This is a genomic window from Streptomyces sp. NPDC102258, from assembly GCF_055584685.1.
Genome location: NZ_JBVJLO010000001.1, coordinates 108,595 through 131,061 on the forward strand (window position 1 = coordinate 108,595; position 22,467 = coordinate 131,061).

Annotated in this window: 20 protein-coding genes and 1 pseudogene; 12 read left to right on the top strand and 9 right to left on the bottom strand. The window is 73.0% G+C overall.

What is annotated here, in order from left to right:
* Nucleotides 1–183: 183 nt before the first annotated feature.
* Nucleotides 184–2,400 (bottom strand): hypothetical protein, encoded by a 2,217-nt coding sequence (locus tag ACZ6ZT_RS00490; protein ID WP_469714122.1) that lies wholly within the window; start codon nucleotides 2,398–2,400, stop codon nucleotides 184–186.
* 691 nt (nucleotides 2,401–3,091) lie between these two features.
* Here ACZ6ZT_RS00490 and panD point away from each other — a divergent pair.
* The 4 genes from panD to ACZ6ZT_RS00510 all read left to right on the top strand — a co-directional run bounded on the left by panD (nucleotide 3,092) and on the right by ACZ6ZT_RS00510 (nucleotide 6,286).
* Nucleotides 3,092–3,511 (top strand): aspartate 1-decarboxylase, encoded by a 420-nt coding sequence (gene panD / locus ACZ6ZT_RS00495; RefSeq protein WP_469714124.1) that lies wholly within the window; start codon nucleotides 3,092–3,094, stop codon nucleotides 3,509–3,511.
* A gap of 14 nt (nucleotides 3,512–3,525) precedes the next feature.
* Nucleotides 3,526–3,867: a GNAT family N-acetyltransferase gene (locus ACZ6ZT_RS00500; RefSeq protein WP_469714126.1), complete on the top strand. Its 342-nt coding sequence runs from the start codon at nucleotides 3,526–3,528 to the stop codon at nucleotides 3,865–3,867.
* Nucleotides 3,861–4,499: an aspartate/glutamate racemase family protein gene (locus tag ACZ6ZT_RS00505; protein ID WP_469714128.1), complete on the top strand. Its 639-nt coding sequence runs from the start codon at nucleotides 3,861–3,863 to the stop codon at nucleotides 4,497–4,499. Before ACZ6ZT_RS00500 ends, ACZ6ZT_RS00505 begins: the two co-directional genes overlap by 7 nt.
* Nucleotides 4,500–4,942: 443 nt before the next feature.
* On the top strand, nucleotides 4,943–6,286 hold the full coding sequence (locus tag ACZ6ZT_RS00510) for a transglycosylase family protein (RefSeq protein ID WP_469714130.1): 1,344 nt from the start codon (nucleotides 4,943–4,945) through the stop codon (nucleotides 6,284–6,286).
* A gap of 99 nt (nucleotides 6,287–6,385) precedes the next feature.
* Here the strand turns inward: ACZ6ZT_RS00510 and ACZ6ZT_RS00515 are convergent.
* Nucleotides 6,386–7,123 (bottom strand): annotated as a pseudogene (locus ACZ6ZT_RS00515) (DMT family transporter); the annotation flags it as partial.
* Nucleotides 7,124–7,355: 232 nt separating this feature from the next.
* Here ACZ6ZT_RS00515 and ACZ6ZT_RS00520 point away from each other — a divergent pair.
* Nucleotides 7,356–8,819, top strand: coding sequence for an SDR family NAD(P)-dependent oxidoreductase (locus tag ACZ6ZT_RS00520; RefSeq protein WP_469714132.1), 1,464 nt, complete (start codon nucleotides 7,356–7,358; stop codon nucleotides 8,817–8,819).
* Between the two features lie 87 nt (nucleotides 8,820–8,906).
* Here the strand turns inward: ACZ6ZT_RS00520 and ACZ6ZT_RS00525 are convergent, their stop codons facing one another.
* The gene (locus tag ACZ6ZT_RS00525) at nucleotides 8,907–9,299 is read right to left on the bottom strand and encodes a hypothetical protein (protein ID WP_469714982.1); all 393 of its coding nucleotides are present in this window, start codon (nucleotides 9,297–9,299) and stop codon (nucleotides 8,907–8,909) included.
* Between the two features lie 331 nt (nucleotides 9,300–9,630).
* Here ACZ6ZT_RS00525 and ACZ6ZT_RS00530 point away from each other — a divergent pair, with 331 nt between their 5' ends.
* The gene (locus ACZ6ZT_RS00530; protein WP_469715038.1) at nucleotides 9,631–9,801 is read left to right on the top strand and encodes a hypothetical protein; all 171 of its coding nucleotides are present in this window, start codon (nucleotides 9,631–9,633) and stop codon (nucleotides 9,799–9,801) included.
* 172 nt (nucleotides 9,802–9,973) lie between these two features.
* A complete protein-coding gene (locus tag ACZ6ZT_RS00535; protein WP_469714134.1) occupies nucleotides 9,974–10,957 on the top strand; it encodes an NAD-dependent epimerase/dehydratase family protein in 984 nt (327 codons plus the stop codon).
* Here the strand turns inward: ACZ6ZT_RS00535 and ACZ6ZT_RS00540 are convergent.
* The 3 genes from ACZ6ZT_RS00540 to ACZ6ZT_RS00550 are packed head-to-tail and all read right to left on the bottom strand — an operon-like array spanning nucleotide 10,943 to nucleotide 13,883.
* Nucleotides 10,943–12,382: a lipase maturation factor family protein gene (locus tag ACZ6ZT_RS00540; protein WP_469714136.1), complete on the bottom strand. Its 1,440-nt coding sequence runs from the start codon at nucleotides 12,380–12,382 to the stop codon at nucleotides 10,943–10,945. The genes ACZ6ZT_RS00535 and ACZ6ZT_RS00540 overlap by 15 nt on opposite strands.
* Nucleotides 12,383–12,393: 11 nt before the next feature.
* Entirely contained in the window at nucleotides 12,394–12,939 is a 546-nt protein-coding gene (locus tag ACZ6ZT_RS00545; protein ID WP_469714138.1) for a DUF1990 family protein, read from the bottom strand.
* Nucleotides 12,940–12,977: 38 nt separating this feature from the next.
* Nucleotides 12,978–13,883, bottom strand: coding sequence for a YndJ family protein (locus ACZ6ZT_RS00550; protein WP_469714140.1), 906 nt, complete (start codon nucleotides 13,881–13,883; stop codon nucleotides 12,978–12,980).
* A gap of 155 nt (nucleotides 13,884–14,038) precedes the next feature.
* Here ACZ6ZT_RS00550 and ACZ6ZT_RS00555 point away from each other — a divergent pair, with 155 nt between their 5' ends.
* The 4 genes from ACZ6ZT_RS00555 (at nucleotide 14,039) to ACZ6ZT_RS00570 (ending at nucleotide 19,148) form a co-directional block, all read left to right on the top strand.
* Entirely contained in the window at nucleotides 14,039–15,709 is a 1,671-nt protein-coding gene (locus tag ACZ6ZT_RS00555; protein WP_469714142.1) for a DUF6777 domain-containing protein, read from the top strand.
* A 110-nt stretch (nucleotides 15,710–15,819) separates the two neighbouring features.
* Entirely contained in the window at nucleotides 15,820–17,793 is a 1,974-nt protein-coding gene (locus ACZ6ZT_RS00560) for a SpoIIE family protein phosphatase (RefSeq protein WP_469714984.1), read from the top strand.
* A gap of 68 nt (nucleotides 17,794–17,861) precedes the next feature.
* Entirely contained in the window at nucleotides 17,862–18,722 is an 861-nt protein-coding gene (locus tag ACZ6ZT_RS00565) for an Fpg/Nei family DNA glycosylase (RefSeq protein ID WP_469714144.1), read from the top strand.
* Between the two features lie 27 nt (nucleotides 18,723–18,749).
* Nucleotides 18,750–19,148 (top strand): hypothetical protein, encoded by a 399-nt coding sequence (locus ACZ6ZT_RS00570; protein WP_469714146.1) that lies wholly within the window; start codon nucleotides 18,750–18,752, stop codon nucleotides 19,146–19,148.
* 14 nt (nucleotides 19,149–19,162) lie between these two features.
* Here the strand turns inward: ACZ6ZT_RS00570 and ACZ6ZT_RS00575 are convergent, their stop codons facing one another.
* Nucleotides 19,163–19,663, bottom strand: a complete 501-nt coding sequence (locus ACZ6ZT_RS00575; protein WP_469714148.1) for a hypothetical protein — start codon at nucleotides 19,661–19,663, stop codon at nucleotides 19,163–19,165.
* 221 nt (nucleotides 19,664–19,884) lie between these two features.
* Nucleotides 19,885–20,418 (bottom strand): sigma-70 family RNA polymerase sigma factor, encoded by a 534-nt coding sequence (locus ACZ6ZT_RS00580; protein WP_469714151.1) that lies wholly within the window; start codon nucleotides 20,416–20,418, stop codon nucleotides 19,885–19,887.
* Nucleotides 20,419–20,729: 311 nt separating this feature from the next.
* Here ACZ6ZT_RS00580 and ACZ6ZT_RS00585 point away from each other — a divergent pair, with 311 nt between their 5' ends.
* Entirely contained in the window at nucleotides 20,730–21,932 is a 1,203-nt protein-coding gene (locus ACZ6ZT_RS00585; RefSeq protein ID WP_469714985.1) for a CapA family protein, read from the top strand.
* 67 nt (nucleotides 21,933–21,999) lie between these two features.
* Here the strand turns inward: ACZ6ZT_RS00585 and ACZ6ZT_RS00590 are convergent, their stop codons facing one another.
* Nucleotides 22,000–22,461, bottom strand: a complete 462-nt coding sequence (locus tag ACZ6ZT_RS00590; RefSeq protein WP_469714153.1) for a universal stress protein — start codon at nucleotides 22,459–22,461, stop codon at nucleotides 22,000–22,002.
* Between the last annotated feature and the right edge of the window lie 6 nt (nucleotides 22,462–22,467).

Sequence of the window (22,467 nt, forward strand, 5' to 3'; positions counted from 1 at the left end):
TTCCAGCAGGGCTCTACGGTGACCGTCAACCGGTTCGCCGAAGAGCGCGAGCCGTAGCGGGTGGCCGGACGTGTCGGTTGGCGGGGCACCATGGCCAGCGGGCAGAGCCGAAACGGAAAACCTCGATCACCGTTGGTGGCAAGGCCACAGTGGGCTGGTCCAGGCCGGCCCCGGTGGCCCCAGTCACTCCGTTTCTGCCAACGACTCGACTAGTTCGGGCAGTTCGCGTAGGCGGCCCAGGGTCTGGTTAAGACGGCGTACGGCGGCGTCAGCGCGGCCACGGGCGATGGGCGGAGCCGTCGCGGAGTCCTTCGCCCGGTTTTTCAGCTCCTGGAGTAGCCGACTGATTTCGGTCGATCCGTCACCGACAGCGTGGATCAGTTCCTCGATCTTCACCATCAAGGCGTCCGTCGCAGGCAGACTCGGTGGAAGGCTGGCTGGCACCGCCGGCTGCGCGGGATGGACAACCTGCGTCCCCTGGGCGGGTAGTGCAGCGGCACGACCGGCGGTTCCGGAGAGCGCGGGGGGACCAGTCTCCGCCTGGACCCAAATTTGCTCCCGCGCAGGGTGCGCGGCCTGCGGAGTGGAGGTGGTGGGCGGCGGGATGGGAGAGGGAACGGGCACCTTGCGAGGCCGAGTGCCCATCTCCTTGGGGAATTCCATGTCGAACCAGATGCGCGTCATCTCATGGCCCGGTCGCTCCACGCCATGGCTGCTGACCCGCCATGGCTTGCGGTCCCCGTCATCCATCGCCGCAACCAGCGCCCTGAGGACGCCGACCGCCATCATCCGCTTCTTTTCATGGCGCAGCGCTTGTAGGACGTTCGTCACCGTCCGCCGCTCCCTGGCCACGCGCCCACCCGCGTCGTCGAACGCCCCCTGGCCGTCTAGAGAGCCGCGGTCGGGTTCCACTAGGGCGAAGGAGGCCAGCCAGTGCACCGCGCGGTAAGAGATCAACTCCTCAAACGCGTCGTTGTCGGTGTGAGCGGCCGCCAGGAGCTCAGGCAGTGAGCGTCCAGAGAGGACCACGCCGTCCCTGATCTTGGTGGTGAAGATCTCGCCGACCCTCGGATTCCACGGCTTCGGGTAGCTCTCGGACGTGAGGGCCGACCAGGCCCGGGCGCGCTGGTGGATCTCGGTCGCCTTCAGCTGGGACGGCGGATTCTCGCTGAGTGCCCGCTGAAGAAGGAGACGCTTCTGTGGGTCGGTGGGAAACAGAGCCTGCAGCAGTGCCATGGCACGCCGATCACGCAATTCTGAGACCGACATGTTGGTTGCGGCGCCAGGGAGTTCACGGATGGGCGCCAGCCCGGACAGCACCTCTGCAGTCTTCTCGTCCATGAGCTGTCGTGCGACGTACATCCCCAGAACACCACGCCCGAGGGCGCGGGAACGACCAACGGCATCGAACTCCAGCGGGGGGTTCACGTGGTCGCGACGGTTGCTCATCTGCACGATGCGGTAGAGGCGCTGTGGGGTCGGCGTACCGATGACGAGATGTGCTTCCACGACGGCGATTGCCGCGGCTCGGTGCGCCCGCGTGCCGGACTTCGGGTCCAAGTCCTCTTCCGAGGCGCCGTATTCCTGGTTGAGTAGAGTAGAGAATTCAGCCAGCCAAACCTGTGGGTCGCAGACGATGCCACCCTCGGCTCGCCCCAGCTTTTCGGCCGGGACCCCGGTGAGTACCTCACCGGAGCTCACTCGGAAGATGGATTGACGCTTCTGTGTTCGATTATTTCCACGGACCGCCATCCATCCCCAATACGCCCCCGGATAGAGGGGATTCCCTGCCGCGTCCAGCTCCGGATTGTCCTGCAAGCGGATGTGCTGTGGAACGTACATGCCGGGCTCCTGCTGCCCATTGAGGACTAGATCCTCGCCGAGGTCGTACTTTCGTAGCCGGTCGTACTTCAACAGGGCGTCCGCAGCATCTTCGGCATCCATGATCAATGCCTGCCGGGTCGGTACGGAACTCTCTAGGGCTGCGAAGAAGTGTTCGCGCCCTTCGTCATCGACATGACTCCAGGGTTGCACGGAGGCCAGCGTCTTTTCGGTCCCCTGCGCCACCGTAGGGTCCGCCAGGGAACGCCAGATCGAACTGATGCGCTCATTGTGGCTCCACAGCACTCCCCCGACACCATGCATGCGGACGATCGCCACCAGCATCTCACCGGCATCCGTGCGGATGCGCCGCACCGCAGCGCCCTTGAGCCGTCGGACGCCATCGGAGCCCGGATCTCCGAGCATCTCACCCGGGTTGGCGATGAAGGGGGCTACATTCTCCAGTGCGCCTCGGGGAAGGTTGACCCCGTCCGTGGCCAACACTGCCTCAATCCATTTTTCTTGTACCTCTCTGGAAGCGGGCAGCGGAAATGGACCTTCGGTGAAGGTTTCAGGCATGTGCATCCTTACATCACTCGGATTCCCGGATGTGGCCAGACAGCCAGACGGCGACCCTGTGCGCCACACGCACGGCGGGGTTGTCGGTGAACAGACCCAGGCTCACAAGCGCGAGCCTGGCCAAAGTGATCCAAATACTGATCCGGCAACGAGGATGGCACTTCATCCGATCGTCACCCGAACGAGGGGATTCCGCAGGAGAACGCATGGCTGAGGCCCTTCAGGAGAGACGTGGCAGCATCGACCAGCCGGTCAACTCCCGCACCGCCTGAGCTTGTTAAGTGAACGAGCGGAATCCTGGCACCCGCCCACACCGCCGTGGGCCTCGGTGTCGAGTGTTCACTCTCACGAGTCGACGTCGAACTTGTGGACTCACGGCGGGAGTTGGGAAAACTAACCACGTATCAGCAGGCTGTCTTCACTCAATCCGATAGAGAGTATTGCAATAACTGGCGATCAGTGTTATGAGGGTGCGAGGTGGAGGCGTGCCGCAGGGGACTGTGGGGGGGCGCGGACTATGGCCGGTAGTCAGGCTCACCGAACAAGGGTTTGGTTCTCGGTCGCGGATCGCAGGCGATGCCCCTTGAAAGGCTTGGCAAGAGCTGACCGCGCATGTGAATCGTTGTAGGCTCCGGAGACGCCCTTGACCTGCGGGAAGCAGGCAGGGAGCAGACCTTTTGGGAGCCTCTTCATGTTTCGGACCATGTTCAAGTCCAAGATTCACCGGGCCACCGTCACGCAGGCCGACCTGCACTACGTCGGGTCCGTGACCATCGATGCCGAGTTGCTCGACGCGGCCGATCTGTTGCCCGGGGAGCTTGTCCACATCGTGGACATCACCAACGGGGCGCGGTTGGAGACCTACGTCATCGAAGGTGAGCGGGGGTCCGGGGTCATCGGGATCAACGGGGCTGCCGCGCATCTCGTGCATCCCGGGGACCTGGTCATCCTGATCAGTTATGCGCAGGTCGACGACGCGGAGGCGCGGGCGTTCGTGCCGCGCGTCGTGCACGTCGACGCGGACAATAAGATCGTCGAACTCGGGGCGGATCCGTCCGCCCCGGTGCCGGGTACGGATCAGGAGCGCAGCCCCCACGCGGTGGCTGGCTGAGGGGAGTCGGGGACATGGCGATCGAGGTGCGCGACGAGCGGAAGGCCGGGCGGCTGCTGGCCGTCGAGGGCGGCGAGGTGGTCGGCTTCATCGCCTACTTCGTCCTCGCCGCCGAGCCCCACGCGCTGGTGGCCGTCCACACGGTGGTCGAGCCGGGGCACGAGGGGCGGGGCATCGCCGGGGACCTGGTGAAGGCCTTCTACGGGATCGCCGCGGCCGAGGGCGTTCCGGTCGTGCCGCTGTGCCCCTACGCGGCGAGCTGGGCCGCCAAGCATCCCGACCAGGCGCCCGAGGCCCCGGCCGAGGTGGTCGAGGCGGCCAAGACGCAGCTGGCGGACGACCCGGCGCTGTGGTGACCGGGCTGACGCTGCTCCACACCTCCCCGGTGCACGTGCCGGTCTTCGACGCGCTGCGCGACCGGGACCACCCCGGCGCCGTCCTGCGGCACCTGGTGGTCCCGGAACTGCTGGACCGGGCCCGCGAGCGGGGCCCGGAGTCGGTGGTCCCGGAGCTGCGCCGGCTGCTCGGGGGCGCGGGCGGGCCGGTGCTGGTCACCTGCTCGACGCTCGGGGCGGTCGCCGAGGCCCTCGCGCCCGCCGTCGGCGCCCTCGTGCTCCGGGTGGACCGGCCGATGGCGGCCGAGGCCGTCCGGACGGGGCCGCGGATCGCCGTACTGGCCACCGTCGCGTCGACGCTCGCGCCGACCGGGGAGCTGCTGGCCGAGGAGGCCGACGGCCGGCCGCTGACCATCCGTACGCACCTCGTCGACGGGGCCTGGGAGCTCTTCGAGGCCGGTGACGCCGCCGGTTACCTCGCGGCGGTGGCCGACGCGGCCGACGCCGTGGCCGACGCGGACGTCATCGTGCTGGCCCAGGCCTCCATGGCCGGGGCCGCCGCGCTCGTCCGCACCCGTGTGCCCGTCCTCTCCAGCCCCCGCCCCGGCCTGGCCGCCGCCCTGCGCCTGGGGGCGCTGCCCCCGGCGGGCTGAGAGGCGTACGGGAACGGATCGGGGGAAGGTGGGGTCCATGGTGCGAAACGCAGAGCAGACGCAGCCCCCGGTGCCCGAGCCGGATCCGGTCCCGGCGCCGTTCCCGCCCGTGCCGGGCCCCGGACCGGCACCGGGCCCCGGGCCCGTGCCGCAGCCGGTGCCGCCGGTGCCCGCGCCCGTCCCCGAGCCCGATCCGGTGCCCCCGCCGCCCGGGCCCGCGCCGATCCCGCAGCCGGGTCCGCTGAGCTGAGGGTCCCGGCCGTTCCCGGCCCGGAATTCCCGTAGCCCCGTAATCCCGTACCCCCGGCACCTCGGCCCGCGTGACCTCGCTCCTTCGTTCGGCGGCCCCAACTCCAGTCCGAGTGCGGCTGGTTGTGGCACTTGCCAGCGGCGAGGGGCGCCGTTAGGTTGTGCGGTTCCTGCATGTCTTCAAGGGGGCTCCCATGGGTGTACGGGGCCGGCATCGCCGGTATCAGCCGAGCAGCATCAACCGGGCCTCGCTCGCCGTCACCGCGGGTGGTGCGGGGATCGCGCTCCCGCTCGTCGCCGGGGGAGTGGCGCACGCCGCCTCCGTGGACACCTGGAACAAGGTCGCCGAGTGCGAGGCGACCGGCAACTGGAAGATCAACACCGGCAACGGCTACTTCGGCGGGCTGCAGTTCAGCCAGAGCACCTGGCGCGATTTCGGCGGCACCGCCTTCGCCGCGCGCGCCGACCTGGCGACCAAGGCCCAGCAGATCGCGGTCGCGGAGAAGGTCCTCAAGGGGCAGGGTCCCCAGGCCTGGCCCGTCTGCGGCCCGCAGTCCGGACTCAGCCGCAGCGGTCCGGCGCCCGCGACGGGCACCACGGGCACCACAGCCAACGCAGGCAGCACGGGCACCACCCCGAAGCTGCCGAAGCAGCAGGCGCCCATGGACCGGCTCCAGGCGACCAAGGCCACCACCGGCGCCCCCACGGCATCCGGCACCCCGGCCACGCCGGTGTCCACGCCCACCCCGACCGGCACGACCGTCCTGCCGAACCCGTACGTCGTCGCGCCCGGCGACTCCCTGTCCACGATCGCCGGCCGGCAGCACGTCGAGGGCGGCTGGCAGGCGCTGTACGAGACGAACCGGGCCACGGTCGGCGGCAACCCCGACCTGATCTTCCCGGGACAGCGGCTCACCCTGCGCGTCACCACCGCCCCGGTGGCCCCGCCCGCGCAGAACCCCGAGAAGCCGCCGCGCACCGCCGAGCCGGTCAAGCCCGTGGAACCCGCCGCGAAGACCGAGCAGTCGGCCAAACCGGCGCCGAAGCCGGCCGAGCAGGCGGCCAAGCCCGCGCCGCAGCCGAAGCCCGCCGAGCAGGCCAAGCCCCCCTCAGCGGAGCAGAAGCCCGCCTCGGGCGGCTTCACGGCTCCGGTCGACGCAGCCCTCGGCACCGCCTACCACGTCGCGGGCTCCTCCTGGTCGAGCGGCTACCACACGGGCGTCGACTTCCCGGTGCCCACCGGCACCACCATCAAGGCCGTCGGCCCCGGCACGGTCGAGTCGGCCGGCTGGGCCGGAGCGTACGGGTACCAGGTCGTCATCCGGCACGCCGACGGCCGGTACTCGCAGTACGCCCACCTCTCCGCGCTCGGCGTCAAGGCCGGCCAGCAGGTCTCCGGCGGCCAGCGCCTCGGCCGCTCCGGCTCGACCGGCAACACCACCGGACCGCACCTGCACTTCGAGATGCGGACAGCACCCGGCTACGGCTCCGACATCGACCCGCTCAAGTACCTCCGGGGCAAGGGCGTCCGCATCTGACCCCCGCACGTGCGGCGGCACGGCCGTGAGCAGCACCAGGCCGGCCGCCGCCACGACCGCGCTCGCCGCCGCGGCCACGGCGCCCGCGGTCCCGTACCGGAAGCCCTCGTCGAACAGGGAGATCCCGACCGCCGCCGCCACCGCCGGGTTGACCACGGTCACCGTCGCCAGCGGCGCGGTCAGCCCGGCACCCCGGTAGGCGGCCTGCGACAGCAGCAGCCCGCCGGACGCCAGGACGGCGATCGCCGCCAGATCCGGCCACAGCCCGGCCAGGGCGCCCGTCTCGAAGGTGTCGGCCACCGACTTGGTGAAGACGGAGGCCATCCCGAAGGCCGTACCGGCCGCCGTCGCCACCAGCACGCCGCGCAGCACCGCCCGGTGCACCCGCCCGGCCGCCAGGAGCAGCAGCGCCGCCCCGCCGGCCGTCACCGACAACAGGAGGGTCCGCTCGGCGCCGGCCAGAACCGCCCGGTCCGTACCGTCCCCGCCGGTCAGCGCGAGCAGCCCGGCCAGGCCCACGGTGGCCAGCACCGCCCCGCGCCAGGCCGCCGCACCCGCCCGGCGCCCGACGAACACCGCCGCCATCGGCGGGGCGAAGACGATGGTCAGCGCCCCGAGCGGCTGGACCAGGCTCAGTGGCCCGTACGCCAGCGCCAGCACGTGCAGCAGCGCGCCGAGGCCGTTGAGGGCGACCGCCGCCCACCAGCCGGCCCGGCGCAGCGGCGCGTACGAGCCGTCGGGGGAGCTCGCCGCGACGTGCTCCTGGACGATCGCACCGCCCGCGTACGCGACGGCGGACACCAGGCAGAGGAGGACCGAGAGGGCCAAGGTGCTCATGAATTCACCATGCCCCACCCGGGGGCGCGCCACATCCGCCCCGAGGCCCCTTGATCCACCGTCGAGTCATCCTCACGGCATACACCAGAAGGGGTACCCGCTACGGAACGTGACGAACCCCTCCCCACCGTGAACGGGTTTGGTCCCGGGCGTGTCGGCTCCGTACAGTGGCGGTTTTGGGGAGTTCCGCAGCAGGCGGACGCGGACGAGCGAACAGGGAACGGCAGCGGCCATGACGGTGACCGAAGACAACCACGCATACGGGCCGGGCATCGACCCCGAGCGGCTGGCCCTCTGCCTCAGCGTGCTCGACGAACTCGACAAGATCGACGTCGACCACCCCGACGCCATCACCGTACGCCGTGCCACCGCCGGCCTCTACCGCACGGTCAAGCAGCGCCGCCGCCAGGAGCGCCGCGCCTCCAAGACCGCCAACGACAAGGCCGTCACCGAGGCGACCGCGACCGGCTCCGCCGAGCGCATCGACGACGAGACCCAGGGCAACGCCCTGAGCAGCGCCGTCAAGGGCCCGATCGCCGGGATACTCCAGCGCCCGCGCTCCTGCTACATCTGCAAGACCCGTTACGTCGAGGTCGACGCGTTCTACCACCAGCTCTGCCAGGACTGCGCCGCCTTCAACCGGGCGCGCCGCGACGCCCGCACCGACCTGAGCGGCCGCCGCGCCCTGCTCACCGGCGGCCGCGCCAAGATCGGCATGTACATCGCGCTGCGGCTGCTGCGCGACGGTGCGCACACCACGATCACCACCCGCTTCCCGAGCGACGCGATCCGCCGCTTCAAGGCGATGCCCGACAGCTCCGAGTGGCTGCACCGGCTGAAGATCGTCGGCATCGACCTGCGCGACCCGGCCCAGGTCGTCGCGCTGGCCGACTCGGTGGCCGCCGAGGGCCCGCTCGACATCCTGATCAACAACGCGGCCCAGACCGTACGCCGCTCCCCGGGCGCCTACAGCGAGCTCGTCGCCGCCGAGAGCGCCCCGCTGCCGGCGGGCGAGCTGCCCGCCTCCGAGGTCATCGGCACCTTCGGCAGCGGCACGGTCGACCGGGTCGCCGCCCTGCCCAGCGGCAAGGGCGAGAAGCTCAGCGCCCAGGACATCACCGACCTCGCGCTACTCTCCGGCTCCGCCACCCCGGCCCGGATCGCGGCCGGCACCGCCATCGACGCCGGCGGACTGGTCCCCGACCTGCACGACACCAACAGCTGGATCCAGACGGTGTCCGAGGTGGACCCGATCGAGCTGCTCGAAGTACAGCTGTGCAACTCCACCGCGCCGTTCATCCTGATCAGCAGGCTCCGCCCGGCGATGGCCGCGGCCGAGGCCGGCCGCCGCTACGTGGTCAACGTCTCCGCCATGGAGGGCGTCTTCAGCCGCGGCTACAAGGGGGCGGGCCACCCGCACACCAACATGGCCAAGGCCGCGCTGAACATGCTGACCCGCACCAGCGCGCAGGAGATGTTCCAGAAGGACCAGATCCTGATGACCGCCGTCGACACCGGCTGGATCACCGACGAGCGTCCGCACCCCGACAAGATGCGCCTCGCCGAGGAGGGCTTCCACGCCCCCCTCGACCTGGTGGACGGCGCGGCCCGCGTCTACGACCCGATCGTCCGGGGCGAAGCGGGCGAGGACCTCTTCGGAGTCTTCCTGAAGGATTACGCCCCCGCCAACTGGTAGGCCCGGCGGGCGCCGGAGCAACGCACGGAAGAGGAGGGGCGGACGGCGCGAGCCGTCCGCCCCTCACTCGTTCGGGTGTATTGCGCCTCAGCGCCGGTAGGCTCCTGCGGCGACGAGTTCCAGCACCGGGCGCCAGTCCTCCACCACCCCCGCGTCCAGCCCCGCCGCCCGGCCCGCGCCGACCGCCTGCCGCAGCGCCTCCGCCTCCGCGCCCGGGGCCCACGGCCGCAGCAGCCGGGCGACCCGGTCGCCCAGCAGCGGACGGACGGCCTCCGCCGCGCGCTCGGCCGGATCGGAGCCCGCCCCCGCGGCCTCCCCGGCGCCCTCTCCGACCAGCAACGGCCCCGGGCCGTGGACCAGTCCGGCGACCTGGAGCTTCTTGTCGTACGGATGCGAACGGCGCAGCAGCGCCGCAGTCTGTAGTCCGAGGTCGCGGGAAGCCGCGTCCGGGACCTCGTGACCGGCGTGCAGAAGGACCATCAGCTCGTCGACACTGCCGAACGCGGGTACCCCTGTCCTGGCCACTTCGGCTCCCCTCCGTCGTCCCCGCTCGCGCGCCACCGCCCCGAGCAGACCAGCACTGGTGGACACGCCGGTGGACGACTTCCTGAACTCGGGGAGAAAACAAGCGGTCCAGCGCGGATTTTACCGTTCCATCGAGCGGACCCCCGCTCATATGTGTAACCTGAACGGCAAGGAGCCCCACCCGGGCCCCGCTCCACCATGGCGCCACCGCGTCCGGAAGACCTTCGATTTCCCTATCCGGCGCGCGGAAGAGCCCGCCGGGTTACGCGACACAAGGGAGTGCGCGGTGACTGAGATGACCACGACCGACCCGACCATGGAGCGCACGGGCTGGAGGGCGAGCACCCGGTCCGACGAACTCGGCAGCCTCGAAGTCTGGGCCCGCTCCGCCCCCATCCGGCTGGCCGGCTACGAGGACGACCTGGCGGAGCCGCACATCCTGCGCGGCATCGACTAGCAGCCCCGGCCGGGCCCCCGCGGCCCGGCCCGGCACGCGTGCCCCCGCACCCCAGGGTGACGGGGGCACGGCATGCCCGGACCCCCGGTTCCCCTCCCCGCTACGCCGTGAGCGTCATCGCTGTCGGCGATCACGCCTTCCCCGGACCGCCCCGCCCGGGCACGCTCGACCCATGAGACTCCTGATGCTGGGTGGGACCGAATTCGTCGGGCGCGCGATCACCGAAGGCGCCTTGGACCGGGGCTGGGAGGTGACCGTCTTCCACCGCGGCCACCACGCGCCCCCGCCGGGCACCGCCGCACTCCACGGCGACCGCACCGCCCCGAGCGGGCTGGCCGCCCTCGCCGAGGGGGAGTGGGACCTGGTCGTGGACACCTGGGGCGGCGCCCCCACCGCGGTGCGCGACAGCGCCCGCCTGCTGGCCGGCCGCGTCGGCCGGTACGCGTACGTCTCCACCTGCTCGGTGTACGCCTACCCCGCCCCGGCCGGAGCGCGCGAGGACGCCCCGCTGGTCGAGGGCGATCCCGACGCGGACTCCACCGGCTACGCCGAGGACAAGCGCGGCGCCGAACTGGCCGCCGGAGCCGCCTTCGGCGAGCGCGCCCTGTTCGTGCGCGCCGGCCTGATCCTCGGCCCGTACGAGAACGTCGGCCGGCTGCCCTGGTGGCTGAACCGGATCGCGCGCGGCGGTCCCCTCCTGGCCCCCGGCCGCCCCGGACTCCCGATCCAGTACATCGACGTACGCGACCTCGCGCGCTGGACCCTGGACGCCGCCGAGGCCGGTCTCGGCGGGGCCTACGACCTGGCCTCGCCGCCCGGCCACGCCACCATGGGCAGCCTCATCGACGCCTGCGCCGCCGCCACCGGGGCCACGGTCGACCCCCGCTGGACCGCCGACGCCGTGATCGAAGCGGCCGGGGTCGAGCCCTGGACCGAACTGCCGATCTGGATCCCGGAGGGCGAATCCCACGACCACCTGTTCGGCGCCGACGTCACCAAGGCGCTGGAGGCCGGTCTGACGTGCCGCCCCATCGAGGAGACGGTCGCCGACACCTGGACCTGGCTCCGCTCGCTGGGCGGCGTCGCCCCCCAGCGCCCCGACCGCCCCGCCAAGGGCATATCGGCCGAGCGGGAGGCCGCCCTACTCGGGCTCTGAGCGGCGCGACCCCGCGAGCCGGGTCGGCGGCAGGTACTCGCGCAGCAGCGTGCGGTGCCACCAGGCGCCCGTCTCGCGCAGTTCGCGCCAGGTGGTGAAGCGGTACCGGTACAGCCGGGCCCGTACGTACCGCGGCGGGGCGTCCGGGAACGGGTTGTGGCGGATCAGCCGCAGCGTGTCCCGGTCGCCCGCCAGCAGCCGCTCCACGAACGGCCCGAACCAGTCCCGGGCGTAGCCGGGGGAGAGGGCCGCGAACCACATCAGCCAATCGAGGCGCAAGTGGTACGGGGCGAACTGGCGCGGCATCCGGTGTGGATCGCCGGGCTTGCCCTTGAAGCCGTACTCGCGCCAGTCCCCGTCCTCGCGGGGAACCCGCTCCGCCGTGCCCTCGACCACCACCTCGTCGCGGATCCGGCCGACCGTGCCGAACGCCCCGTAGGTGTTGACCAGGTGCAGCGGGTCGAAGGAGCGGTTCATCACCTGGCGCGGCGAGATCATGTTGGCCACCGGATGCCAACTCAGCACCAGCACCAGCACCGTCACCGCGCACACCAGCACCACGAACCACACCGGCGCCGCACGCGAGGCGGCGGCGGGCGGCGCTCCCGCGAGGCCGGTGAAGTCGACGGCCGGCAGCGCGATCGTGATCGTCACCCAGTTCAGCCAGGCGAAGTTCCCCGAGAGCACCAGCCACAGCTGCGTGGCCACGATCAGCCCGGCGGCGTACGAGGCCACCGGCTGCGGGGTGAACAGCAGCACCGGCACGCCCAGTTGGGTCACGTGGTTCGCCGCGCACTCCACCCGGTGCACGGGCCGGGGCAGGTGGTGGAAGAACCAGCTCAGCGGTCCCGGCATGGGCTGCGTCTCGTGGTGGTGGTAGAGGCAGGTGAGCTTGCGCCAGCAGGCGTCGCCCCGCATCTTGATCAGCCCCGCGCCGAACTCCACCCGGAACACCAGCCACCGCAGCAGCCACAGCACCAGCACCGGCGGCCCGACCCGGGCATTGCCCAGGAAGACGGCCAGGAAACCGGTCTCCAGGAGCAGGGACTCCCAGCCGAAGGAGTACCAGGTCTGTCCCACGTTGACGATCGACAGGTAGAGCAGCCACAGCACCGCCCACATGCCCATGGCCACCCCCAGCGGCACCAGGTCCCCGGCACCCGCCGCCAGCGCCGCCGCGAGGGCCGCCCCGGCCCAGGCGCAGCCGGCGAAGAGCCCGTCCGAGTAGCGCAGTTGGAACAGGCCCGGGGCCTGGCGGAAGGGGACGTAGCGCAGGTAGCGGGGGACGGGCAGCATGCCGCGCGTCCCGATCAGCGCCCGGAACTGTAGGGCCGCCGAGAGGAACGCGAAGACGTACACGCCGGCCAGGGCCCGCTGGAAGACCAGCCGGCCGAGCCAGTAACCGGGCGCCGTGAACCAGTCCATCCCCTCCAGTATCAGGCGCGGGCGGCCAGGGCGCGCACGTGGCGGCCGAGGTGGCTGGCGTAGGCGTGCTGGAGGAGGGGGACGACCGGGCCCGCGAGGCGGGTGTACCAGCGGTCCGGGCGGCTGAAGGCGGTCACCGTGAACCAGACGGCGCCGTCGTCGTCGAGGTCCAGGACGAAGGACTCCTCGCCGCATTCGGGGTGTCCCGTCAGGGTCCCGTACGCGAAGCCCGTACGGGTGGGCTCGTACGCGGTCCAGATCACCTCGCAGGGAGCGGTGATCCGCGCCGGCCCGAGACCGATCCCCACCTCGACCCGCAGGCCCGGCCGGACGGGGGCCGCCGGATCGGCGGCGCTGGTGCGCACCCGCATGCCCGAGGTGCGGTGGGCGCGGAAGGTGGTCACCGCGCTCCCGGCGGCTTCGAAGGCGGCCCGTCCTTCGCCGACGCGCGTGCGGTGGCGCAGGTGGTGGTACCCGGCGGGCAGCGGCAGGCGGGCCGTGGCGCCCCGGTCGGGGTAGCTGAGGGTCTTGCGGTCGGTGCCGGTGAGGCGGGTCATGGGGGGTTCTCCGTTCGTGGGACTCGTACGGTGAGCGGTCACAGCGCGGCGGGGGCGACGGGGGCGGTGGCCACGGGGTGTGCGGGCCGGTGCGGCGGGGGCGCGGCGGCCAGCCGGCGCCACGCCAGCAGCGAGCAGAGCGCGAAGCCGAGCGCGTTGCCCAGGCCGTGCGTGGCGGCCATCCAGGTCAGTGTGGGGTGGACGATCCCGGTCGCCTCGCCCGCCGCCCACCACAGGGCGAGCAGCATGGTGAGCAGCAGGACCGCCGCCGAGACGCCCAGCAGCGCCCGGGTGGTGCGGTCGCGCGCGGCGGGCCGGATCTCGCGCCAGGTCGTCAGCGCCACCGCCCACATCCCGGCGGTCAGCACCACCGCGCCCACCAGCTCCGCCCAGTCGTCGACGAAGTAGCCGAGCAGGACGAGCAGGGTCCCGGCCGGGACGCTGTACGCGGCCCAGCGCGCTCCGCGCCGCCCCGGCGCCGACCGGCACACCAGACCGGCGACGAGGGCGGCCGTGAACCCGGCGAAGTGGAAGTGCGGGACGGTCAACGCCAGGACGTCCAGGTCGAAGCCGAAGAGGCGGTACCCGGCCCGCTCCGCGACCAGGGCGGTCGCGGCGACCGAGGGCGAGACGAGCGCCGTGAGGACTGCCGCCTCGGCCGGAGCGGAGCAGCCGCCCCCGGACCCGCCGGAGCGGGCGCGTACGACGCGTACGAACCGGGCCCCGGCGGCCGCCACCAGGGCCAGGGCGGCCCCGGCGTACAGTGCGGCGAGCGCGGTGGCGGCCGTTCCGCGCGGGAGCCACGGACACACCGCGCCCGGTACGGCTGCCAGCGGCCAGAGCCGGGCCGCTCGCCGCAGCCCGGCGGGATCGATCAGGCGCAGGCCCAGGGGGACCACGTAGAACATCCCGAGGGCGACGATCAGGTTGACGAGCACCGCCACGGTCCACTCCTTTGAACGCGTTCAATTCTTGCTCGCGACCCTACGCCCTTCGTTGAACATGTTCAATCCGCCCTTCGCGGCGCTCCGGTTGCGGTGCCGGAGGAGATGGGGCAGACAAGAGGAGTGCACACCGGGGCAAACAGGGAGAGAGCAGCGTGAAACACGTGAAAGACGTGCCCGAACCGACACCCCGTCAGGCGCCGCGCCGTCACGTACCGGCCTGCGCGGCCCTCTTGGCGGTCGTCGGCCTCCTCGCCTCGGGCTGCGCGGGCGCGGAGACCGAACAGACCAGGGGACCCGCCGCCGAAGCCCAGGAGCTCGCCCTCCAGCCCGTCGGCGCCCCCGGACCCGACCCCTTCACCCCCTCCTCCGCCACCGCCGAGTCGGCCCCGGTCCAGCCCCCGCGCCCCAACGCGAGCGGCCGCGGGATCCGTACGGTGGGCGCCGCCACCCCCGGCCTGTACGGCGGGACCAACCGGCTCGGCAGCTGTGACGTCGAACGCCAGGTGACCCTCCTGACGGCCGATGACGGCAAGTCACGCGCTTTCGCGGAGGCCACCGGAGTGGGACAGGACAAGATCCCCGAGTTCCTGCGCGGACTCACCCCGGTGACCCTGCGCGCCGACACCCGCATCACCGCCCACGGCTTCCAGGACGGCCGGGCCGCCGGCTACCAGGCCGTCCTCCAGGCCGGGACGGCCGTCCTCGTCGACGACCACGGCATGCCCCGGGTCCGGTGCGCCTGCGGCAACCCGCTGGCCCCTCCGCTCGGGACGAAGGGCAGCCCGGTGGTCAAGGGCGACCAGTGGAACGGCTACCAGCCCCAGCAGGTCATCGTCATCGAGCCGACCGCCCAGCCGGTCAACCGGCTGTTCATCGTGAACACCGCGGACAACACCTGGATCGAGCGCAAGACCGGCGACGACGGCGCCCAGGACCGGACGCCCAAGGTGGCGCCCCCCTACGACCCGGCCGCCGGCATCCCCGACGGGCCGCCGATGCCCCCCGACCCCGCCGACCCCTGCGCCGGTCCGGACGCGAACAGCCCGGCCGGGGCCACCCCGCCGAGGTCCCCGGCCACGCCTCCGGCGGCGCCCCCGCCCGGCGCGTCGTCCGGGGCGCCCCCCGCCGGAGCCGGCGCCGAGCTCCCGCCCGCCGGACCGCCCGCCGGACCGCCCGGAGAGCCGGCCGCGCCCATGGCCCCGCAGACCGGCCCGCTCGACGAGCAGGCCCCACCGCTCGACGCGAACGGGGTCCCGCTGGACGAGCAGGCCCCGCCGCTCGCCACCCCGGGGGAGCAGGCCCCGCCCGTCGACGCCAACGGGGTGCCGCTGAACGAGCAGGCCCCGCCCCTCGCCGCCCCGGACGGGCAGGCGCCGCCCGTCGACGCGAACGGGGTGCCGCTGGACGAGCAGGCCCCGCCGCTCGCCACCCCGGGCGCGCAGGCCCCACCCGCCCCGGCCGGGCCCGGCGCGCCCGGCGCCCCCGGGCCGTCGGCCACCACCCCCTGCGCCCCGAGTACGGGTACGGGTACCGACACCACCCCCTCCGCCCCCCAGCAGCCCCCCTCCGGCGGCGCCTCCGACCTCCCCGGCGGCGCGCTCCCGCCCGACGCCCAGGCCGACCCGCCGCTGCCGCGCACCCCGGACGGGCAGCCGTACGACCCCTTCGGCTCCCCCGACCACCAGCAGCCGTCCCCCGACCAGCAGCAGCCCCCCGCCGACCAGCCCCCTGCGGACCAGCCCCCCGCCGACCAGCCCCCCGCCGACCAGCCCCCCACAGCCCCGTTGCCCACCGACCAGCCCGCCTCCGTCGACAGCGCCTGAGCCGGAGAGCGCCCGACCGGGCCCTGTGTCATGGTGGACCGGTGCCGAGCACCGCATCTCCGCCGGAGGACTGGCCCGCGCACCCGGACCGGTCGCTGTCCCTGAACCGGATGGGCAGTTTCGACTGGGACCTGGTCACCGGGCTCATGCACATGGACGCGGCCGCCCTCGGCGTCTTCGACACGCCCCCCGACGCGTACGACGGGCGGCCCGAGTCGCTCGGCGACCGCGTCCCGCCCGCCGAGGCGACCCGGCTGGACGCCCTGGTCTCCAGCGCCCTCAAGAGCGGCGTCGACAGCTACGGCGCCTACTTCCGCATCCGCTGCCGGGACGGCCGGCTCCGCTGGACCCACACCCAGGGCCGTGTCATGCGGGACCCGGACGGACGCCCGTACCGGATCATCGGCATCGTCCGCGACGCGACCGAGGAGCTCAGCCACTCGGCCGAGCGACTCGGTCTGGACGACGAGCGGCGCCGCCAGACCTCCGTGGTCGAGAGCACCACCGCCGCCCTCGCCCACGCCCGGACCGTCAAGGACGTCATCGACGCCCTCGGCGACGCCCACGGCCTGGAACGGCTCGGCTCGATGGGCATGGTCATGGGGCTCGTCGAGGCCGGCCGGATCCACCTGGTGGCCGAAGGCCCCGAGGGCAGTTTCGTCCCCGGCACCCGCTACACCCGCGTCGACGAGCAGTACCCGATGAGCGAAGTCGTGCGCTCCCTTCAGCCCCGCTTCCTCGACTCGGCCGAGGAGTTCGCCGAGGGCTACCCCGACCTGTGGGCGAGGATCTCCTCGATGAAGATCTCGGCCGCCGCCTACCTGCCGCTGATCGCCCAGGCCCGCCCCATCGGCGCCATCGGACTCCTCTACCAGGACAAGGACGGCTTCACCCAGGACGAGCGGAACCTGCTGGTCGCCCTCGGCAGCAGCATCGCCCAGAGCCTCCAGCGGGCCATGCTGCTCGAACAGGAACACGACCTCGCCGAAGGCCTCCAGCAGGCGATGCTGCCCCGCCGCATCCCGGACGTCCCCGGCGCGGAGATCGCCGTCCGCTACCGGTCCGCACGGATGGGCCAGGAGATCGGCGGAGACTGGTACGACATCATCCTCCTGCCGGGAGGCCGCGTCGGCGCGGTCATCGGCGACGTCCAGGGGCACGACACCCACGCGGCGGCGGTCATGGGCCAGCTGCGCATCGTGCTGCGCGCCTACGCCGCCGAGGGGCACGCGCCCGCCACGGTGATGGCCCGCGCCTCCGTGTTCCTCCACGAACTGGACACCGACCGCTTCGCCACCTGCACCTACGCGGAGGCCGACCTCGCCACCGGAGTGCTCCAGATCGTCCGCGCCGGCCACCTCGACCCGCTGCTGCGCACCCGCGACGGGGACTGCCGCCGGCTGCCGGTGGAGGGCGGGATGCCGCTGGGGCTGTCCGCCGAGTTCGGGCGGCTGGACTACCCGGTGGCCACCGTCGAACTGGACCCCGGGGAAACGCTCCTGCTGTGTACCGACGGACTGGTCGAACAGCCCGGCGCGGACCTGGACGACGGCATCCGCTTCCTCGCCGCCCTGGTCCGCAGCGGGCCCGGCGACCTCCAGCGGCTCGCGGACCGGCTGTGCGAGGTCGTGGACGACCGGGGCGACGACGACATGGCGCTGCTCCTGCTGCGCCGCCGGGGCCAGGACGCCCCGCAGGGCGGCGGCCGCTTCCAGCAGCACGTGGCGCCGGGGGACCCCGAGGCCCTGGTCGCCGCCCGGCACATGATCGGCGCGGCCGTCCGGGCGTGGGGCGCCCGGGGCCGGGCCGACGAGATCGAGCTGGCCGCCGACGAGCTGATCGTGAACGCCCTGATGCACACCGACGGCCCGGCCATCGTGACCCTGCGGGTACTGACCGGCCCGGAGCGGCGGCTCCGGGTGGAGGTGGAGGACCGCTCCTCCGCCCTGCCGCGCCGCCGGGAGGCCGGGGACTCGGGGGTGTCGGGGCGCGGCCTGATGCTGGTGGACCGGCTGGCGGACGGCTGGGGCGTGGAGCCGCGGGGCAGCGGCAAGTGCGTGTGGTGCGAGTTCGTGATGGGCTGATGGGCTGAAGACCGCCGGCGCGGCGGGGCCGGGTCGCGTTCCGGCGGCGGTCACGGCAGGCTGGGAGGATGCCCGAGCTGCCGGAGGTCGAGGCCCTGCGGGGGTTCCTCGACGAGCACCTCACCGGGCGGGTGGTCGCTCGCGTCCTCCCGCTCGCGGTCAGCGTGCTCAAGACGTACGACCCTCCGCTCACCGCCCTCGAAGGGCAGCGGGCCGGCCCCGTCGCCCGGTACGGGAAGTTCCTCTCCCTCGGCTTCGGCGACCTCCACCTCGTCACGCACCTGGCCCGGGCCGGCTGGCTGCGCTGGCAGGACGTCATGCCCGAGCAGCCGCCCCGGCCGGGCAAGGGGCCGCTCGCGCTGCGCCTCGTACTGGAGGACGGCGCGGGCTTCGACCTCACCGAGGCGGGCACCCAGAAACGCCTCGCCGTCTACGTGGTGCGTGACCCCGCGGAGGTCCCCGGCATCGCCCGGCTCGGCCCCGACCCGCTGGCCGAGGGCTTCGACCGGGACGCCTTCGCCGCGCTGCTGGCGGGCGAACGCCGGCAGATCAAGGGCGTGCTGCGCGACCAGAGCGTGATCGCGGGCATCGGCAACGCCTACAGCGACGAGATCCTGCACGCGGCCCGGGTCTCCCCCTTCAAACTGGCCTCCAGCTTCGACGAGGAGCAGGTCACCCACCTGTACGAGGCGGTCGAGGAGACCCTGCGCGCGGCCGTCGACCGGGCCCGCGGGGTGGCCGCCGGCCGGCTCAAGGCGGAGAAGAAGAGCGGGCTGCGGGTGCACGGCCGGGCGGGGGAGGCGTGCCCGGTGTGCGGGGACACCGTCCGGTCGGTGTCCTTCGCCGACTCCTCGCTCCAGTACTGCCCGACCTGCCAGACCGGGGGCAAGCCGCTCGCCGACCGCAGGCTCTCCCGTCTCCTCAAGTAGCCCGGGGGCCGCATAGAATCCGGCGGCATGTCGCAGCAGGACCAGCAACGGCCGCAGCCCCGCCGGGAGGTCGTCACCGGTGTGCCCCGGGGCACGCGCCGCCGGCCGCCCGCGCACACCCCGGCCCGCTCGGAGATCTCCGAGCAGACCACCCTGGGCGCCACTTACGTACGGGCCCTGATGCGCAGCCAGCTGCGGGCCGCGCTGGCCGCGCTGGCCCTCCTCGCCCTGCTGCTCGGGCTGCTGCCGCTGGCCTTCCTGCTGCCGAGGGCTCCGGCCGGGCCGGTGGTGTGGGTGGCCCTCGGCCTGGTGGCGTACCCGGTGATGTGGCTCATCGCCCGCTGGTACGTGGGCCGCTGCGAACGCAACGAGGCCGACTTCACCGGCCTGGTGACGGACCCGGCCGAACCCCCGCCCGCCGGGTGAGCCCGCACCGGCCCTCAGAAGAGGTGCATCGCCAGGTGGCCGAGGGGGAGGCCGAGCTGCCAGGCCGGGGTCCACACGCGGGCGTTCTCGTCCAGCCCCGCGGGGGTGTCGGCGTGCCCGTGGCGGCCGGGGTCGAGATTGGTGGCGAACAGCTCGGTGCGGTCCAGCCAGCACCAGGCCGCCCGGGCCAGCTCCAGATCGGGGTCCTCGCCGTCGCCGCGCTCGCGGGCCTCCTCGCCCAGCGCCAAGAACCGGGTGTCGACCCAGTCCCGCCAGGGGTGCCCGTACGCCGTCAGCGAGAGCCACTCCTCCAGCTGGGAGACCACCCGGATCCCGGAGAGCTCACCGGCCGCGTCCGAGAGGTAGATCGTCAGCGCGAGCGTGTCCCGCCCGGCCCGGAACTCCAGCGTGCTCACCGGGATCAGCCGCCCCGTGCGCAGCAGCTCGTCCGCGATGTACTCCGCGTACAGCCATGCCATCGGCACCGCCAGTCCGCCGTCACTGGTGCCGTTCATACCCTCGGGCTGCACCGTTCCACCTTCTCCCGCGCGTCGAGCGTCCCGCCGTCGTCCCCGAGCCTTCACCGGCCGACTCGTGGAACGGGGGATGTTTACTCAACTTGAACGGACTGGTGCCGATATCGATGCGGTCCGTGTCCGGTTCCTGCGCATGGCGGGCGCTCCTTGAGTGCTTCTCCACTCCCGCCCGACCGTGCCGGGCGGGCCGCGGAGCCGGTTCAGGCACCGAGCCCGTACCCCTGGAGCCCTTTGCGCAGGGCGCGCAGGGCGTAATACGTACGGGATTTGACCGTTCCGGCCGGAATGCCGAGCTCCGCCGCCGCTTCGGCCACCGAGCGGTCGCGGAAGTACACCTGCATCAGCACGTCCCGGTGCTCCGGGCCCAGGCTGCCCACCGCCCGCCGGACGTCGATCGCGGTGACCGAGCCCGCCACCGCGTCCTCGGGCGCGGGCGCCTGCTCCAGGCCGTCGGGGTCGACCTCCTGCGGCCGGGAGAGGCGGGCGCGGCGGGCGTCGATCGCGAGCCGGCGCGCGACGGTGAACAGCCAGGGGCGCATGGACTCGTGTCCCGTGTCGAGCACTTCCGGGTGCTGCCAGACCCGTACGAGGGTCTCCTGGACCAGGTCCTCGGCGCGCTGCGCGTCCCCCGCCGTGAGGCCGAGCAGGAAACCGAACAGGGCCCGCCCGTGTTCGCGCTGGAGCGCGGCGAGCGCCTCGGGCCGGGTGCGCGGGAGAGTGGGGGAGGACGGCACGGGTGGCTCCTTCCGGGGCGCTGCGGTCGCACCCACCCTCACCTGCGCGGAGCCGCCCGGGAACCGTCCTGCGGCGCTGTTGCGCCCAAGCGCACCGGGCCGTCCGGTGGGCGGCCGTGCCCGGCGGTGAACGGTCGAACGGCACGGTGAACGGACGTACGCCGTACGGGTGAGGGCGCGGCGGAGCCGGGCGGCGGGCGTAGGCCGTGCGGGTGGGGCCGGTCGCGCGGGCGGCGCCGGGTCCTTGACTTGCGACGCCGTCTCTTGTGGATTTCGGCTTGTCCGATAGTCCGATGAACAAGGCGGGACAGATGACCAAGCGCACCCGGCAGGCTCTCGCGCTGCTGTCGGCCCTCCTCCTGCCCCTGGCGGCCGCGGCCTGTTCCGCCCCCGGGCAGCAGTCCGCTCCCGCCCATCTCGGCTCCGCCGGGGCCCCCGCGGGCCCCAAGGGCGCCGCCACCCCCACCGGCGCCCGCGGTTTCACCCTGGTCGCGAGCGGCGACGTACTGCCGCACACCTCGATCATCAAGCGCGCGGCGGACGACGCGGACGGCGACGGCCACGACTTCCGGCCCATGTTCTCCGCCGTCAAGCCCGTGGTCTCGGCGGCCGACCTCGCCCTGTGCCACATGGAGACCATCTACGGCGAGGACGCGGGACCGTTCAGCGGCTACCCCGCCTTCGTCTCCCCGCCCTCGGTCGCCGACGCGCTCAAGGACGCCGGCTACGACGGCTGCTCCACCGCCTCCAACCACACCCTGGACGACGGGAGCGAGGGCCTGAAACGGACCCTGGACCGCTTCGACAAGGTGGGCCTCGGCCACGCGGGCTCCGCCCGGACCGAGGCGGAGGCGGCGAAACCCACCCTCTACACGGCGGGCTCCGCGAAGGTCGCGCACCTCGCGTACACCTACGACACCAATGGCTACCCGCTCCCCGACGGCCAGCCGTGGGCGGTCAACCTGATGCGCCAGGACCAGATCATCGCCGACGCGCGGGCCGCCCGGAGGGCGGGGGCGGACGTCGTGCTGGTCAGCCTGCACTGGGGCACGGAGTGGGAGACGGAACCGGACGAGACCCAGCTCTCGCTCGGCCGGGCGCTGACCGCCTCGCAGAGCGACGGCCGGCCCGACGTGGACATGATCCTCGGCACGCACGCGCACATTCCGCAGGCGTACGAGAAGGTCAACGGGACCTGGGTCGTCTACGGGATGGGCGACCAGGTGGCGGGGGAGATGTTCAACTACTCCGGAGCCCGGGACATGCGCGGCAACTACGGCTCCATCGGCCGCTTCACCTTCGCTCCGCCCGCCGCCCCCGGACAGCGCTGGCGGGTGACGAAGGCGGAGTTCATCCCCCAGATGATGGACCTCACCACCGGCAGGATCGTCAACCTCCCGGCCGCCCTCGCCAAGGACCCGGACCACGAGGGCTACGAGACCGCGCGGGAGGCCATCACGGATGCCGTCCTCAGCCGCGGCGCGGCCAAGGACGGGCTCAAGGCCGCGCAATAGGGCCGCGCCGCACAGGCCGTGCCGCGGGGCCGACCGCTAGGGCCAGGCGTCAATTTGGCGACAGGCTCTACGGCACGACGGTGACCGGCCATCGGCCCGCCTTGACCAGGCGGACCGCCACCGAGCCGATGATGCGGTGCCCGGCCTGCTCGGAGGCGCCGACCACCACCGCGTCCGCCGTCAGCTCCTCCGCCGCCGTCACCAGCCCCGCGTACGGGTCCCCGCGGAAGGTGTGGAACTGCCAGCGCACCTCGAAGATGCCCTTGAGGCGCTCCGCGGAGGCCCGGATCTCCGCCACGATCCCCTCCGCGATCTCCCCGGTGGCGTCCCCGACCGGCACCCCCAGCGAGGCCCCGGCCGCCATCACCGGCTGGACGTAGACCAGCGCCAGCAGCGCGTTCTGCCGCCGGGCCAGCCCCGCCGCGTAGGCGGCCGCCCGGAGGGAGGAATCGGACCCGTCGACTCCGGCGAGGATGACCTTCGGGCCGTCGGTACCGCGTTCGAACTCCGTGTTCACATGCTCTGTCACCCTCCC

Excerpts from the sequence above, each read along its gene's own strand:
- ACZ6ZT_RS00575 (WP_469714148.1), bottom strand. The coding sequence starts at position 19,663 with ATGAACGGCACCAGTGACGGCGGACTGGCGGTGCCGATGGCATGGCTG.
- ACZ6ZT_RS00500 (WP_469714126.1), top strand. The coding sequence starts at position 3,526 with ATGGCGATCGAGGTGCGCGACGAGCGGAAGGCCGGGCGGCTGCTGGCC.
- ACZ6ZT_RS00525 (WP_469714982.1), bottom strand. The coding sequence starts at position 9,299 with ATGGTCCTTCTGCACGCCGGTCACGAGGTCCCGGACGCGGCTTCCCGC.
- ACZ6ZT_RS00560 (WP_469714984.1), top strand. The coding sequence starts at position 15,820 with ATGGGCAGTTTCGACTGGGACCTGGTCACCGGGCTCATGCACATGGAC.
- ACZ6ZT_RS00565 (WP_469714144.1), top strand. The coding sequence starts at position 17,862 with ATGCCCGAGCTGCCGGAGGTCGAGGCCCTGCGGGGGTTCCTCGACGAG.
- ACZ6ZT_RS00570 (WP_469714146.1), top strand. The coding sequence starts at position 18,750 with ATGTCGCAGCAGGACCAGCAACGGCCGCAGCCCCGCCGGGAGGTCGTC.
- ACZ6ZT_RS00490 (WP_469714122.1), bottom strand. The coding sequence starts at position 2,400 with ATGCCTGAAACCTTCACCGAAGGTCCATTTCCGCTGCCCGCTTCCAGA.
- ACZ6ZT_RS00545 (WP_469714138.1), bottom strand. The coding sequence starts at position 12,939 with ATGACCCGCCTCACCGGCACCGACCGCAAGACCCTCAGCTACCCCGAC.
- ACZ6ZT_RS00520 (WP_469714132.1), top strand. The coding sequence starts at position 7,356 with ATGACGGTGACCGAAGACAACCACGCATACGGGCCGGGCATCGACCCC.
- ACZ6ZT_RS00540 (WP_469714136.1), bottom strand. The coding sequence starts at position 12,382 with ATGGACTGGTTCACGGCGCCCGGTTACTGGCTCGGCCGGCTGGTCTTC.
- panD (WP_469714124.1), top strand. The coding sequence starts at position 3,092 with ATGTTTCGGACCATGTTCAAGTCCAAGATTCACCGGGCCACCGTCACG.
- ACZ6ZT_RS00585 (WP_469714985.1), top strand. The coding sequence starts at position 20,730 with ATGACCAAGCGCACCCGGCAGGCTCTCGCGCTGCTGTCGGCCCTCCTC.
- ACZ6ZT_RS00510 (WP_469714130.1), top strand. The coding sequence starts at position 4,943 with ATGGGTGTACGGGGCCGGCATCGCCGGTATCAGCCGAGCAGCATCAAC.
- ACZ6ZT_RS00535 (WP_469714134.1), top strand. The coding sequence starts at position 9,974 with ATGAGACTCCTGATGCTGGGTGGGACCGAATTCGTCGGGCGCGCGATC.